Genomic DNA, 13,640 nt, shown 5'->3' on the forward strand with positions numbered 1-13,640 from the left:
GGAAAATTTGCACAAAGATAACGTTTTTTCTTGAAAAACGCTTATTTTTAAGGTATCATAGAGGTGTAAAAAATTTAACTCAAAGGAGAGTAAAAAATGTCAATTATTACTGATGTTTACGCTCGCGAAGTCCTAGACTCACGCGGTAACCCAACACTTGAAGTAGAAGTTTATACTGAATCAGGTGCTTTCGGACGTGGTATGGTTCCATCAGGAGCTTCTACTGGTGAACACGAAGCAGTTGAACTTCGCGACGGTGACAAATCTCGTTACGGTGGTCTTGGTACACAAAAAGCTGTTGACAACGTAAACAACATCATCGCTGAAGCTATTATCGGCTACGATGTACGTGACCAACAAGCTATCGACCGTGCTATGATCGCACTTGACGGTACTCCTAACAAAGGTAAATTGGGTGCAAACGCAATCCTTGGTGTGTCTATCGCTGTAGCTCGTGCTGCTGCTGACTACCTTGAAATCCCACTTTACAGCTACCTTGGTGGATTCAACACTAAAGTTCTTCCAACTCCAATGATGAACATCATCAACGGTGGTTCTCACTCTGATGCTCCAATCGCTTTCCAAGAATTCATGATCGTACCTGCTGGTGCACCATCATTCAAAGAAGCTCTTCGTTGGGGTGCTGAAATCTTCCACGCACTTAAGAAAATCCTTAAATCACGTGGTTTGGAAACTGCCGTAGGTGACGAAGGTGGATTCGCTCCTCGTTTCGAAGGAACTGAAGACGGTGTTGAAACTATCCTTGCTGCGATCGAAGCTGCTGGATATGTTCCTGGTAAAGACGTATTTATCGGATTTGACTGTGCTTCATCAGAATTCTACGATAAAGAACGTAAAGTTTACGACTACACTAAATTCGAAGGTGAAGGAGCTGCTGTACGTACTGCTGCAGAACAAATCGACTACCTTGAAGAATTGGTAAATAAATACCCAATTATCACTATCGAAGATGGTATGGACGAAAACGACTGGGACGGTTGGAAAGCTCTTACTGAACGTCTTGGTGGTAAAGTTCAATTGGTTGGTGACGACTTCTTCGTAACAAACACTTCTTACCTTGAAAAAGGTATTGCAGAAGGTGCTGCTAACTCAATCCTTATCAAAGTTAACCAAATCGGTACTCTTACTGAAACATTCGACGCTATCGAAATGGCGAAAGAAGCTGGTTACACTGCCGTTGTATCACACCGTTCAGGTGAAACTGAAGATTCAACAATCGCTGACATCGCAGTTGCAACTAACGCAGGACAAATCAAGACTGGTTCACTTTCACGTACAGACCGTATCGCTAAATACAACCAATTGCTTCGTATTGAAGACCAACTTGGTGAAGTAGCTGAATACCGTGGATTGAAATCATTCTACAACCTTAAAAAATAATCTAGTTCAGTGAACTATTTTATCCCGAACCTTGAAATTTAAAAGTTTGTCTCTTGATGAACAAGGTTTGAAGCCCCTCGGATTTTATCCGAGAGGCTTTTTTTCTGTTTAGGGGGCAAAAAGGGGGCGGTGTTTATGGTATAATAGACAAAAACACTTGTATTGGAAAGAAACTATGTCTAAAGAGATTGATATTGAGTATTACCACCAACTAGCACTGCAAAAGCAGAAGGAGCACCGAAAAGTCTTAGCCAATCTAAAGAAAAAACCTCCTAAAAACTTAGATAAGATAGCCCAGCAAATTCACGAAGAAGTTTTTTCTGAGATAGATTGTACTGCCTGTGCTAACTGTTGTAAGACCTTGGGACCCGACTTTAAAGAAGCCGATATTACTCGTATTGCCAAGTATTTTAAGATGAAATTACCAGCCTTTGAAGCAGAGTTTTTACAAGTTGATGAAGATGGGGACAAGGTTTTTAAATCTATGCCTTGCCCCTTTCTAGGAGGAGATAATCTCTGTTCCATCTATGACGTTCGTCCAAAGGCCTGTCGAGAGTTCCCCCATACAGATCGTAAAAAAATCCATCAAATTAATCATTTGACGATTAAGAATACTTTGACCTGCCCAGCGGCTTATCTCTTTGTGGAGAAGCTGCGGGAGAGATTGTAGAAATCCCCTAAATCTTGTACAAAAATTCTGGGGCGGAAGTATCTTATATCTGTTAGACTATAGTTAGAATTGAACACGGCCTAAAAGCTGTGTGAAAAAGATGAAATTTTCTCGGAGCAGGAGCCCCTCCGTCAATTTTCCAATTTTCACTTTGCTTTTAACGGTCTTAGTATCTTTTGTGAGGTGAAAAAGAATATGATGCATCAATTCAATCGAACCATGGATTATTTGGAGCAACAGCTGACTGGAGAAGTGGATATGAAAAGATTTCAGCAGTTATCGGGCTATTCTTACCCTCTCTTTAGCAGGCTATTTTCTATCCTGGCAGATATGACATTAGCAGAATACTTGCGTAATCGCAGGTTATCAGAAGCTGTGACAGACTTGCGGGAAAGCTCTGAGAAAGTCATTGACATAGCGATGAAATACGGCTACGACTCTGCGGATGCTTTTAGTGCGGCTTTTAAGAAATTCCATGGGGCAACACCCTCAGAAGTTCGAAATGGAAAACCTTATCGGGTCTTTCCTAGACTTCAATTATCCTTAAAAATCACAGGAGGAAAGACTATGGATATCAAGATTCAAAAGAAGCCTTCATTTACCGTGGCAGGTGTCCTATTGGAAGCTATTGACAATAGGAAATGCCCATCTGCTTGGGAACAACTCTATGAGAAACACAGCTTTGAAAATCTAGAAAGTCTGGGTAGTGGCCAATCCTTTGGTGTCTGCTCCGATGTCAAAGAAGGCGAAATCATCAACTATATGGCTGCCTATGATGTCGTGGATAAAGCGAAAGCAGAAGAGCTAGGTCTGTTCATCAAAGATATCCTAGCCGCTGAATATGCTATCGTACCAGTCAAAGGGGCTATACCAACCAGCATCCACCATGCTTGGAAATATGTCTTGGAGGTCTTTTTTCCAGAAACTGGCTATCGCCACTCAGGAGCGCCAGACTTTGAAGTTTATACCGAAGGTGATATGTCGTCACCTGACTATCAAATGGAACTCTGGATACCAGTGATCAAGGACTAGATAATTTTCTGATTTTTTATAAAGATGCAAACCTAACTCTGTAGAAAGAATCTCTACAGAGTTTTTAATTGTTGACATTCATGTCCGTAAATTAAACATACCATATTTTTTGTTTGGATTTTATGGGGCATGAGAATAGTTTTCTCGGTATAATAGTCTTATAGAAGATAAGGAGGCAGGAATATGCAGATGTATTTTGGAGATGTGTCACTTTGCTATAGCTATTCATTGGCAATGGCACTGGATGGCTATAGCTATGACTTTAAAGCAGACTTTCTAGAGGCAATTATGGTGATGGGAAATGGCGCTAGTATCGTAAAGGAAGATGACCAGCACCCTCTAGTATTTTTTGATAACGGAATGCCAGATCTTTCTATCTCCTATTCCTTAAAAATACTTGGATTTGACTATGAGGACTTCTATCTAAAGGATGGAGCAGAAGTGGATTTGGAAGAGATTAAAGGTAAGTTGGAAATGTTTCTGTCCAATGGACCTGTCGTTCTGGGACCTCTTGATATGGGCCATCTGACCTACAATCCCAATCACACAATCCTTTATGGTGTGGATCACTTCGTAACCGTGTATGGCATTGATGATCAGTACCTTTATTTGCATGATCCAGCTGGTTTTGCCTGTATGAAGGTTGCTTTTAATGACATATTAGAAGCCTGGAAGGCGGAGGCTATTGACTATAAGCGTGGAGCCTACTCAATGTGGGGAAATTTTAAGAAGGCCAAGAGTCCTAGTCAGACTGAAATCTATCAGGAAACAGCAAAGATTATAAAGACCCGATATCTGAATGGCCAAAACGGTGTTTTGGAATGCTATGCAAAAGTAGTTGCTGAAAATGGCTTAAATACAGAGCAAAAACAATTGCATCAGTATTTCAGCTTCAAACTTGCGGCTGTTCGAAATCTCTATCTCAGTAAGTTCTTAAAAGCGCATGATCCGAAAGGGGCAAGATTAAAAGAGGAATTGGCTACTCTATTTGGCCAGGCTCACCTTTCATGTTTAAAAGAAGATTACCAAGAACTAGCCCACTTGCTCTATCAGATAGCTGAAGTGGATGGTCGCTTTAGAGATTTATATGTAAACTAGTGACTATAAGCATAAAATAACTAGTCAGTAAAAGCAGTTTTTCGTAAAATGAAGAACTGCTTTTTGATTATGGTTATGGTATAATGAAGTAAGAAAATAGCTTATTCTACTTAAAAATGAAGGGAGAACTCCTATGCCTAGACCAAGAACAAAAGAGGAGCTAGTGCTAGCCTCTAAGGAAAACTATGAAAAGCTCAATCACTTTATATCTAAATTAAGTGAAGAGGAACTACAGACTCCTTTTGATTTCTCAAAAGACCAAAAGAAAAAAGAAGCTCACTGGAAAAGAGATAAAAATCTACGGGATGTTCTGATCCATCTCTATGAATGGCATCAGTTACTTTTGACCTGGGTAGGTTCTAATCAAAAGGGTCATGAAAGACCTTTTCTCCCTGAACCTTATAATTGGAAAACTTATGGGGAAATGAATGTCGCTTTTTGGAAGAAGCACCAGAGAACGTCCTTAGAAGAAGCGACTAGGCTACTAGAGCAATCGCATGAAGAGGTTTTAGAGTTGATGGAAGGCTTCAGCAATGACCAACTCTTTACCAAAGGTGTCTATAAGTGGACGGGAGGAACAAGCCTAGGCTCCTACTTTGTAAGTGCCACTTCCAGTCACTATGATTGGGCTATTAAAAAGCTCAAAGCTCATCAGAAAAATTGTAAGAGTAGCTAGTTGAAGTGCTATTGAAATTCACCAAAGGTTCTTCTAAACTTCGAATAGCTTAGTTCTCGTGATTTTTGAACAATTCTAGCTTTAGAATCCTTCAAAAATTAAAATTTAAGGCTGTCATGGACTTAGAATAGGTCTAAAACATTTATTTTAATGCAATTCTAAACTTAGAATTGCAATGATATTAAAGGGATTAGGCTTTTCGATGCTTAGAATGCCTTGATTCCGAGAAATGTTGACTAGAAAATGGATCGAATGGCTTTTTTCTGATATAGATGATAGATGGGGAAGATGATGAACATACAAAAAGAGAAAGTTAGAAAAGTGTTGGTGTCCCTCTGTTTGGGAGAACTTACAGCTGTTCTATCCTTTTGGTTTTGTTTTTTCCTTTTGAAAAATTGACTTGGTGATTGGAAGAGTCTAGTCACCATTCTCTATCCTTTGTCTTTACTGACATTTGTATTGCTTCAAGGTACGATATATTTGATGTGTGGGAAGTCGATAGGTTGGACTGATTCCAGCTAAGAGACCTCACAGCTGATTTCTTTAGATGATAAAGTTAAAACATATTTGACAGGTCTGATAATAAAAAAGGGAAATGGAGATTAGTATTATGTTAAAGGAAAAATATAAAGATTTATTTCATATATCGGATGGAGATTATGAAAAATCTGCCGCCTACTATAATGAGTATTTGGAAATCTTTGATGATTTGGTGAAAGGCGATGCGTTTGATGTCAATAATCTAAGAAAACGGATTGAGAACTCAAACCCATGGAAAAATTCTGGTTACTCTGATGGTAAGTATGAATTCATTAGCTTGGCTGGTACGGATTGTGATATCCTTGCTCCCTTGTTGATTGATAATATTGAGAATTGTCAACAAGAAGATGCTAAAGAGGTAATACAAGCAAGATTTAAAGATTTTGAGCATGCTTTTGATGGTAATTTTATTAATCCACGAGTTATTCTGTTGGGAATCAATCCTAAAATGTCATGCGAACATGATTCGTATGGATTAAAAGAAACTGTATATAAAGAACCCTTTAATACAAATCGTCCAATCCTTGATAATGATTACTATAACGGTGACGGAAGTATTTTCTACGCTAACATGAAGAAACATCAAGATCTCAAAGATATTCATTCAAAAATGATTAGTAATGAAGATAAAGTGACGCCTGTAGCTCTTTGGGAATTTTTTCCATATGCATCCGAGAAAGAAACTGTTTGGCAGAAGGGCTACTCAATCTCTAAGTCGCTGAAACGATATTTTCAATTAAAGGAAACATTACCTAGTCAAATTTGGATGGTATGCTTGTTAACTTATACAATAAAACATTCAGAAAAACTATTCTTGTTTTTAAGGAAGAATAACAAGGACTTTCGAAACCACTTCTTAAACAAATATTTTGAAGAAATTCAAATAATGAATAAGGAAAACATAAAAGTTTTATCAAAGAAATCAGGTTCATCGAAATATCTCTCAAATGGTAATGTGAAACCATACTTTAGTGGAACAACTACTAATATTCGAACTGATAAGGTTGAAGATTTCTTTGAGGATTTATGGGGAATACTATCAAGCACTAAATAAAAGAGGTCTAAAATATGACAACAAATGATTTCAATAAAGTATATGAAGATGAATTTTAAAAACTAAACGATAACCCCTAATAGGCTGTCAACAGTTGCGAACAGTTATTTATTCCTGACGTATTATATGGAAGAGATACTAGCATCAATTATTTGAATTTGGAATCATATAAAAAATTTGTTATTTAAGTAACTTGCTCTTCAGAAAGGAAACTCAATGCCCTACAAATTTTTACTTTTCGACCTTGACCATACCTTGCTTGATTTCGATACTGCTGAGGATGTGGCTCTGACGCAACTTCTAAAAGAAGAAGGAGTTGCGGACATTCAAGCCTATAAAGACTATTACGTTCCGATGAACAAGGCTCTCTGGAAGGACTTGGAGCAAAAGAAAATTAGTAAACAAGAGCTGGTCAACACGCGCTTTTCTCGTTTATTTGCTCATTTTGGACTGAAGAAAGACGGTACGTTACTGGCCCAGCGTTACCAATTTTATCTCGCACAGCAAGGGCAAACTTTATCGGGTGCTCATGAACTCTTGGACAGCCTCATCGAGAGAGATTATGAGCTATACGCTGCGACAAATGGGATTACTGCCATTCAGACAGGGCGTTTGGGTCAATCAGGTCTGGCTCCCTATTTCAACCAAGTCTTTATCTCTGAACAGTTGCAAACGCAAAAACCTGATGCACTATTCTATGAAAAAATCGGTCAAGAGATTGCTGGATTTGATAAAGAAAAGGTCCTGATGATTGGAGATTCCCTAACAGCTGATATTCAAGGTGGCAATAATGCTGGGATTGACACTATCTGGTTCAATCCCTATCATCTGGAAAATAAGACGCAAGCCCAGCCTACTTATGAAGTTGAGTCTTACCTAGCTCTACTAGAACTTTTAGATAAACTGTAAAAAGTGGTTTAGATAGCCACTTTTTGCTATAATAGAAGCAGTAAAAACGAAGGAGTTGGCGATGCAACACTCATCTTGGCATGCTTTGATTAAGGAGCAATTACCTGAAGGTTATTTCAGGAAAATCAATCAATTTATAGAGCAGGCATATGCTCAGGAAACTGTTTATCCGCCCAGGGAAAAAGTTTTTCAGGCTCTGTTGACTACACCGCTTGAAGAGGTTAAGGTGGTGATTCTAGGGCAAGACCCCTATCACGGGCCAGGTCAAGCTCAAGGCTTGAGTTTTTCTGTACCTGACTCTATCCCAGCTCCGCCGTCCTTGCAAAACATTTTAAAAGAATTGTCAGATGACATCGGAGTTAAGAAATCCCATGATTTAACGTCTTGGGCTGAGCGAGGAGTCTTGCTTCTCAACGCTTGTTTGACCGTTCCTGCTGGGCAGGCCAATGGTCATGCTGGGCAGATATGGGAGCCTTTTACAGATGCTGTGATTCAGGTTGTCAATCATCTAGACAGACCAGTAGTCTTTGTACTCTGGGGATCCTATGCACGTAAGAAGAAGGCCCTGGTTACCAATCCTCATCACTTGATTATCGAATCAGCTCACCCAAGTCCTTTATCTGTTTACAGAGGATTTTGGGGTTCCAAGCCTTTTTCCAAGGCTAATGCATTCTTAAAAGAGACAGGACAAGAGCCAATCGATTGGCTTAGATAAGGAGAGAATATGCCTCAGTTAGCGACGATTTGCTACATTGATAACGGAAAAGAACTACTCATGCTCCATCGCAATAAGAAACCCAATGATGTCCATGCTGGTAAATGGATTGGCGTGGGGGGGAAGCTAGAGCGAGGTGAGACACCTCAGGAATGCGCTGCGCGTGAAATCCTAGAAGAAACAGGGCTCAAAGCCAAGCCAGTTCTAAAAGGTGTCATCACTTTTCCAGAATTCACGCCAGATTTAGACTGGTACACCTATGTTTTTAAGGTGACAGAGTTTGAAGGTGAGTTGATTGAATGCAACGAGGGAACATTAGAATGGGTCCCCTATGATGAAGTTTTGAGCAAGCCAACTTGGGAGGGTGACCACACCTTTGTTGAGTGGCTTTTAGAAGATAAACCCTTCTTTTCAGCAAAGTTTATTTATGATGGGGATAAATTGTTGGATACCCAAGTTGATTTTTATGAATAAAGGAGAAAGCAGATGTTACTAATCAAAAATGGTCGTGTAATGGATCCCAAGTCTGGTTTGGATCAAGTGTGTGATGTTTTGGTCCAAGATGGGAAAATTGTCAAAATTGCGCCTGAAATCAAGGAAGAAGGAGCTGAGCTAATTGATGCTACGGGTCTTGTAGTTGCGCCTGGACTCGTGGATATCCATGTTCATTTCCGTGAACCTGGTCAAACCCACAAGGAAGACATTCATACTGGTGCCCTAGCGGCTGCTGCAGGTGGTTTTACAACGGTTGTCATGATGGCTAATACTAGTCCAACCATTTCGGACGTAGAAACTTTGCAAGAAGTTCTCCAGTCTGCTGCCAAGGAAAAGATTAACGTCAAAACGGTTGCAACTATTACCAAGAACTTTAATGGTCAAGACTTGACTGATTTTAAGGCACTTTTAGAAGCTGGAGCCGTTGGATTTTCAGATGACGGTATTCCACTTGAAAGCAGCAAAGTTCTCAAAGAAGCCTTGGAAACTGCTAAAAAACTTGGCACCTTTGTTTGTCTACACGAGGAAGATCCAGGATTGAACGGCATTCTTGGCTTTAACGAAAACATCGCTAAAGACCACTTCAAGATCTGTGGTGCGACAGGGGTAGCAGAATACGCTATGATTGCGCGTGATGTCATGATTGCCCATGCAACTAAGGCCCATGTTCATATCCAGCATTTGTCTAAGGAGGAAAGTGTCAAAGTAGTGGAGTTCGCTCAAGGTTTGGGTGCCCATGTCACCGCAGAAGTAGCTCCGCAACATTTCTCTAAGACAGAAGCACTCCTCTTGACTCAAGGTAGTAATGCTAAAATGAATCCTCCACTTCGTTTGGAGTCAGATCGTCGTGCCGTGATTGAAGGTCTTAAGTCGGGAGTCATCTCCGTAATCGCGACAGACCACGCGCCTCACCATGCAGACGAGAAGAATGTCGAGGATATCACCAAAGCTCCATCTGGTATGACAGGCTTGGAAACCTCTCTTTCTCTTGGTTTGACTTATTTGGTGGAAGCTGGTGAACTAAGCTTGATGGAATTGCTAGAAAAAATGACTGTTAATCCAGCTAAATTGTATAACTTTGAAGCAGGTTACTTGGCTGAGAATGGTCCAGCGGATATCACTATCTTTGACGCTAAGGCTGACCGCCTTGTGGACTCCCATTTTGCTTCAAAAGCAGCAAACTCACCATTTATCGGTGAAACTTTAAAAGGGCAGGTCAAGTATACCATCTGTAAGGGACAAATCGTTTACAAAAACTAGATGGGATTCTGCTCTATAGACTATAAGAATAGAGAGCGTATATGTATCGAACCCATCAATTTAAAGATAAGTTTATTTTATTTCTTAAGATATTTTTTCCTATCCTGATTTATCAATTTGCCAATTATTCCGCCTCTTTTGTCGATACAACCATGACTGGGCAGTACAATACCATGGACTTGGCTGGTGTGTCAACTGCAACGAGTCTATGGAATCCTTTCTTCACTTTTTTGACAGGGATTGTTTCGGCTATGGTTCCCATCATAGGTCATCATCTAGGAAGAGGCAAAAAGGAAGAAGTAGCACCTGACTTTTACCAATTTATTTATTTGGCTTTTGGGCTGTCTTTGGTCTTGCTTGGAATGGTAGTATTCTTAGCACCCCCAGTCTTAAACCATATCGGGCTAGAATCCCAAGTGGCGGTAGTTGCAGTTTCCTATCTTTGGTACCTGTCTATCGGAATTATTCCCTTGTTGCTTTTCAGTGTTATCCGATCGCTACTTGATTCACTCGGTCTGACCAAGCTATCGATGTATCTCATGCTCCTATTACTTCCGCTAAATAGTGGTTTTAACTATCTTTTGATATATGGAGCTTTCGGTTTTCCTGAGCTTGGTGGTGCAGGAGCAGGGTTGGGAACCTCACTTGCTTATTGGTGTCTACTGGGAATTTCCATCATCATCTTGGTCAAGCAGAAAATCCTAAAAGAACTTCATTTAGAACAGGGGGCCCCTCTGAATTTAGAAAGAATTATGGAGGGAATTCGCTTGGGATTACCAATCGGTGGAACTGTTTTTGCTGAGGTCGTCATTTTTTCAGTCGTTGGTTTGATTATGGCTAAGTTTTCGTCTATGATTATTGCCAGCCACCAGTCAGCCATGAACTTCTCGACACTCATGTATGCTTTTCCCATGAGTATTTCTTCTGCCATGGCCATCGTTGTTTCTTATGAGGTAGGAGCTAAGCGCTTTGAGGATGCAAAAACCTATGCTCGTCTAGGGAGAGTAACAGCCCTCATATTCGCAGGTCTTACCCTATCTTTTCTCTACATTTTTAGAGATCGTGTAGCAAGTCTATATGGAAATGACCCTCAGTTCATTGAGACAACTGCTGTATTTCTAACCTACAGTCTCTTTTTCCAGTTAGCTGATACCTTTGCGGCTCCGCTCCAAGGAATTTTGAGAGGATACAAGGATACGGTTGTTCCTTTCTATCTTGGCTTAATCGGGTATTGGGGAGTAGCGATACCTCTAGGATACCTACTAGATCAGGTAACTGACTTAGGGGCATTTGCTTACTGGATTGGGTTAATTGCCAGCTTGATTGTTTCTGGTTGTTTGTATCAATGGCGTTTGAAATCCATAATGAAAAGGTTGAGCTAATTTTTAGAAAATATCCCGAAAAATAACTTTGTGAAAAAATACTCTAACCAAAGAAAATCCCTGTTAAAACAGGGATTTATTTTTTTACCTTGTGAAATTTTATCGGTCATATACTTTGACAGTGTTTTCTAAAAACGGTAAAATGGTAAAGTAAGAACAATGTTAGAAAGGCAAGATTATGTCAACTTTAGATAAAAATCTTTTGCTAGAGATGTTCCGTAAGATGGAAGAAATCCGTCGCATGGACTTAAAAATAGCTCAGTTAGTGAAAAAGGGAAAAGTTCCTGGTATGACTCACTTTTCTGTCGGAGAAGAAGCTGCTAACGTCGGAGCTATGCTGGCCCTCAATCCAGATGATCTAATCACCTCAAACCACCGTGGTCATGGTCAAGCTATCGCCAAAGGAATTGACCTCAATGGCATGATGGCTGAAATCCTTGGGAAATACACTGGAACATGTAAAGGAAAAGGTGGTTCCATGCACATTGCTGACCTTGATGCTGGTAACCTTGGTGCCAATGGTATCGTAGGTGGTGGTATGGGAATCGCTGTTGGTGCAGCCCTCAGTCAGCAAATGCAGAACACTGGAAAAATCGTCGTTTGCTTCTTTGGAGATGGCGCGACCAACGAAGGTGTCTTCCACGAAGCAGTGAACATGGCTTCTATCTGGAACCTTCCAGTGATTTTCTACTGCATTAACAACGGTTATGGTATCTCTGCGGACATCAAAAAAATGACCAATGTAGAACATATCCATCACCGTAGCGCAGCATATGGTATTCCTGGAATGTTTATTGAAGATGGCAACAACGTCATCGACGTTTATGAAGGATTTAAGAAAGCTGTAGACCATGTTCGTGGTGGTAATGGTCCAGTCTTGATTGAAAGTGTCACTTATCGCTGGCTCGGTCACTCATCATCTGACCCTGGTAAATATCGTACACGTGAAGAAGTGGAATTGTGGAAACAAAAAGACCCAATCGAAAACCTTCGCAACTACCTCTTGGAAAACAAGCTAGCAAGTGCCGAAGAATTGGAAGAAATCCAAGCACAAGTCAAGGAAGCAGTAGAAGCTTCTGTTAAATTTGCTGAGGAAAGCCCATTCCCACCGCTTGAATCCGCATTTGAAGATATTTACGCAGACTAAGGAGAAAGAGATAAAAATGGAAACAAAAACAATGTCGTTCCGTGACACCATTATCCTTGCTATGTCTGAGGAAATGCGTCGCGATGAAAATGTATTCTTGATGGGAGAAGACGTCGGTGTCTTCGGAGGAGACTTCGGAACTTCTGTTGGAATGCTCGAAGAATTTGGTCCAGAACGTGTTCGTGACTGTCCGATTTCTGAAGCTGCTATCTCGGGAGCAGCAGCAGGAGCAGCCATGACAGGACTTCGCCCAATCGTTGATATGACCTTTATGGACTTCTCTGTTATTGCCATGGACAATATCGTCAACCAAGCTGCTAAAACACGTTATATGTTTGGTGGTAAAGGTCAGGTTCCAATGACAGTTCGATGTGCAGCTGGTAACGGTGTCGGTTCTGCAGCTCAGCACTCGCAATCTCTAGAGTCTTGGTTTACTCACATTCCTGGACTTAAGGTTGTAGCTCCAGGAACACCTGCGGACATGAAAGGACTGCTCAAGTCTTCTATCCGTGATAACAACCCTGTTATCATTCTTGAGTACAAGTCAGAATTTAACCAAAAAGGGGAAGTGCCAGTTGATCCAGACTACACAATCCCACTTGGAGTTGGTGAAATCAAACGTGAAGGTACAGATGTAACAGTCATTACTTATGGAAAAATGCTTCGCCGTGTGGTTCAAGCTGCTGAAGAATTGGCAGAAGAGGGGATTTCAGTTGAAATTGTGGATCCACGTACCCTTGTTCCACTTGATAAGGATATCATCATTAACTCAGTGAAGAAGACTGGTAAGGTGGTTCTTGTCAACGATGCTCACAAAACAAGTGGCTATATCGGAGAGATTTCAGCAATTATTTCAGAATCAGAAGCATTTGACTATCTAGATGCACCAATCCGCCGTTGCGCCGGAGAAGATGTGCCAATGCCTTACGCACAAAACCTAGAGAATGCAATGATTCCAACAGTTGAAAGCATCAAAGATGCCATCCGTAAAACCTATAACAAAGAATAAAAGTGCATAAGATAAATTATGTAAAGAACGTAGTTTTTAACTTTAGCAACCTGAGATACGTGTTGTATCCAAGTTGTATGTAAAGTTGCGACAGTTTTTTGACGAATCGATAATATTCGGCAAAAAACACTTAGTAAGTCTACTAGGTTGGTCGCTATATAGCGGCAACCGTAGTAACTTGAGACACATTCCGTGTCCAAGTTACTTGTAGAGTTGAACACGGGCTAAAGTCTGTGTGAAAAAGATAAACTT

The 13,640-nt window shown here is 40.5% G+C and carries 13 protein-coding genes and 1 pseudogene; all 14 read left to right on the plus strand.

The window, feature by feature from the left end:
• Positions 1-96 precede the first annotated feature (96 nt).
• The 14 genes and pseudogenes from eno to B7705_RS04255 all read left to right on the plus strand — a co-directional run bounded on the left by eno (position 97) and on the right by B7705_RS04255 (position 13,388).
• Positions 97-1,401, plus strand: coding sequence for a surface-displayed alpha-enolase (eno, locus tag B7705_RS04190; RefSeq protein ID WP_000022821.1), 1,305 nt, complete (start codon positions 97-99; stop codon positions 1,399-1,401).
• 175 nt (positions 1,402-1,576) lie between these two features.
• Positions 1,577-2,071 carry a YkgJ family cysteine cluster protein gene (locus B7705_RS04195; protein ID WP_084948029.1) on the plus strand — a complete coding sequence of 165 codons (495 nt, stop codon included), beginning with the start codon at positions 1,577-1,579 and terminating at the stop codon, positions 2,069-2,071.
• A gap of 195 nt (positions 2,072-2,266) precedes the next feature.
• The gene (locus tag B7705_RS04200) at positions 2,267-3,103 is read left to right on the plus strand and encodes an AraC family transcriptional regulator (protein WP_193431905.1); all 837 of its coding nucleotides are present in this window, start codon (positions 2,267-2,269) and stop codon (positions 3,101-3,103) included.
• Positions 3,104-3,286: 183 nt separating this feature from the next.
• The gene (locus B7705_RS04205) at positions 3,287-4,201 is read left to right on the plus strand and encodes a peptidase (RefSeq protein WP_084948034.1); all 915 of its coding nucleotides are present in this window, start codon (positions 3,287-3,289) and stop codon (positions 4,199-4,201) included.
• Positions 4,202-4,334: 133 nt separating this feature from the next.
• The gene (locus B7705_RS04210) at positions 4,335-4,877 is read left to right on the plus strand and encodes a ClbS/DfsB family four-helix bundle protein (RefSeq protein ID WP_084948036.1); all 543 of its coding nucleotides are present in this window, start codon (positions 4,335-4,337) and stop codon (positions 4,875-4,877) included.
• 279 nt (positions 4,878-5,156) lie between these two features.
• A pseudogene (locus tag B7705_RS09970) lies at positions 5,157-5,357 on the plus strand (hypothetical protein); the annotation flags it as partial.
• Between the two features lie 130 nt (positions 5,358-5,487).
• Positions 5,488-6,471: a hypothetical protein gene (locus B7705_RS04220; protein WP_084948039.1), complete on the plus strand. Its 984-nt coding sequence runs from the start codon at positions 5,488-5,490 to the stop codon at positions 6,469-6,471.
• 216 nt (positions 6,472-6,687) lie between these two features.
• Positions 6,688-7,380, plus strand: a complete 693-nt coding sequence (gene pynA, locus B7705_RS04225; protein ID WP_084948041.1) for a pyrimidine 5'-nucleotidase PynA — start codon at positions 6,688-6,690, stop codon at positions 7,378-7,380.
• Between the two features lie 61 nt (positions 7,381-7,441).
• Entirely contained in the window at positions 7,442-8,095 is a 654-nt protein-coding gene (locus B7705_RS04230) for a uracil-DNA glycosylase (RefSeq protein WP_084948044.1), read from the plus strand.
• Positions 8,096-8,104: 9 nt separating this feature from the next.
• Positions 8,105-8,569, plus strand: coding sequence for an NUDIX hydrolase (locus tag B7705_RS04235; protein ID WP_084948046.1), 465 nt, complete (start codon positions 8,105-8,107; stop codon positions 8,567-8,569).
• Positions 8,570-8,581: 12 nt separating this feature from the next.
• The gene (locus B7705_RS04240; RefSeq protein WP_084948049.1) at positions 8,582-9,850 is read left to right on the plus strand and encodes a dihydroorotase; all 1,269 of its coding nucleotides are present in this window, start codon (positions 8,582-8,584) and stop codon (positions 9,848-9,850) included.
• Between the two features lie 41 nt (positions 9,851-9,891).
• Positions 9,892-11,232 carry an MATE family efflux transporter gene (locus B7705_RS04245; RefSeq protein ID WP_084948052.1) on the plus strand — a complete coding sequence of 447 codons (1,341 nt, stop codon included), beginning with the start codon at positions 9,892-9,894 and terminating at the stop codon, positions 11,230-11,232.
• A 178-nt stretch (positions 11,233-11,410) separates the two neighbouring features.
• Entirely contained in the window at positions 11,411-12,379 is a 969-nt protein-coding gene (locus B7705_RS04250) for a thiamine pyrophosphate-dependent dehydrogenase E1 component subunit alpha (RefSeq protein WP_000105365.1), read from the plus strand.
• Positions 12,380-12,395: 16 nt separating this feature from the next.
• On the plus strand, positions 12,396-13,388 hold the full coding sequence (locus B7705_RS04255; protein WP_000448711.1) for an alpha-ketoacid dehydrogenase subunit beta: 993 nt from the start codon (positions 12,396-12,398) through the stop codon (positions 13,386-13,388).
• The last annotated feature ends 252 nt before the right edge of the window (positions 13,389-13,640 follow it).

It is taken from the genome of Streptococcus oralis subsp. dentisani, assembly GCF_002096685.1.
Classification (GTDB): Bacteria; Bacillota; Bacilli; order Lactobacillales; family Streptococcaceae; genus Streptococcus; species Streptococcus oralis_AD.

Excerpts from the sequence above, each read along its gene's own strand:
- eno (WP_000022821.1), top strand. The coding sequence starts at position 97 with ATGTCAATTATTACTGATGTTTACGCTCGCGAAGTCCTAGACTCACGC.
- B7705_RS04195 (WP_084948029.1), top strand. The coding sequence starts at position 1,577 with ATGTCTAAAGAGATTGATATTGAGTATTACCACCAACTAGCACTGCAA.
- B7705_RS04200 (WP_193431905.1), top strand. The coding sequence starts at position 2,267 with ATGATGCATCAATTCAATCGAACCATGGATTATTTGGAGCAACAGCTG.
- B7705_RS04205 (WP_084948034.1), top strand. The coding sequence starts at position 3,287 with ATGCAGATGTATTTTGGAGATGTGTCACTTTGCTATAGCTATTCATTG.
- B7705_RS04210 (WP_084948036.1), top strand. The coding sequence starts at position 4,335 with ATGCCTAGACCAAGAACAAAAGAGGAGCTAGTGCTAGCCTCTAAGGAA.
- B7705_RS04220 (WP_084948039.1), top strand. The coding sequence starts at position 5,488 with ATGTTAAAGGAAAAATATAAAGATTTATTTCATATATCGGATGGAGAT.
- pynA (WP_084948041.1), top strand. The coding sequence starts at position 6,688 with ATGCCCTACAAATTTTTACTTTTCGACCTTGACCATACCTTGCTTGAT.
- B7705_RS04230 (WP_084948044.1), top strand. The coding sequence starts at position 7,442 with ATGCAACACTCATCTTGGCATGCTTTGATTAAGGAGCAATTACCTGAA.
- B7705_RS04235 (WP_084948046.1), top strand. The coding sequence starts at position 8,105 with ATGCCTCAGTTAGCGACGATTTGCTACATTGATAACGGAAAAGAACTA.
- B7705_RS04240 (WP_084948049.1), top strand. The coding sequence starts at position 8,582 with ATGTTACTAATCAAAAATGGTCGTGTAATGGATCCCAAGTCTGGTTTG.
- B7705_RS04245 (WP_084948052.1), top strand. The coding sequence starts at position 9,892 with ATGTATCGAACCCATCAATTTAAAGATAAGTTTATTTTATTTCTTAAG.
- B7705_RS04250 (WP_000105365.1), top strand. The coding sequence starts at position 11,411 with ATGTCAACTTTAGATAAAAATCTTTTGCTAGAGATGTTCCGTAAGATG.
- B7705_RS04255 (WP_000448711.1), top strand. The coding sequence starts at position 12,396 with ATGGAAACAAAAACAATGTCGTTCCGTGACACCATTATCCTTGCTATG.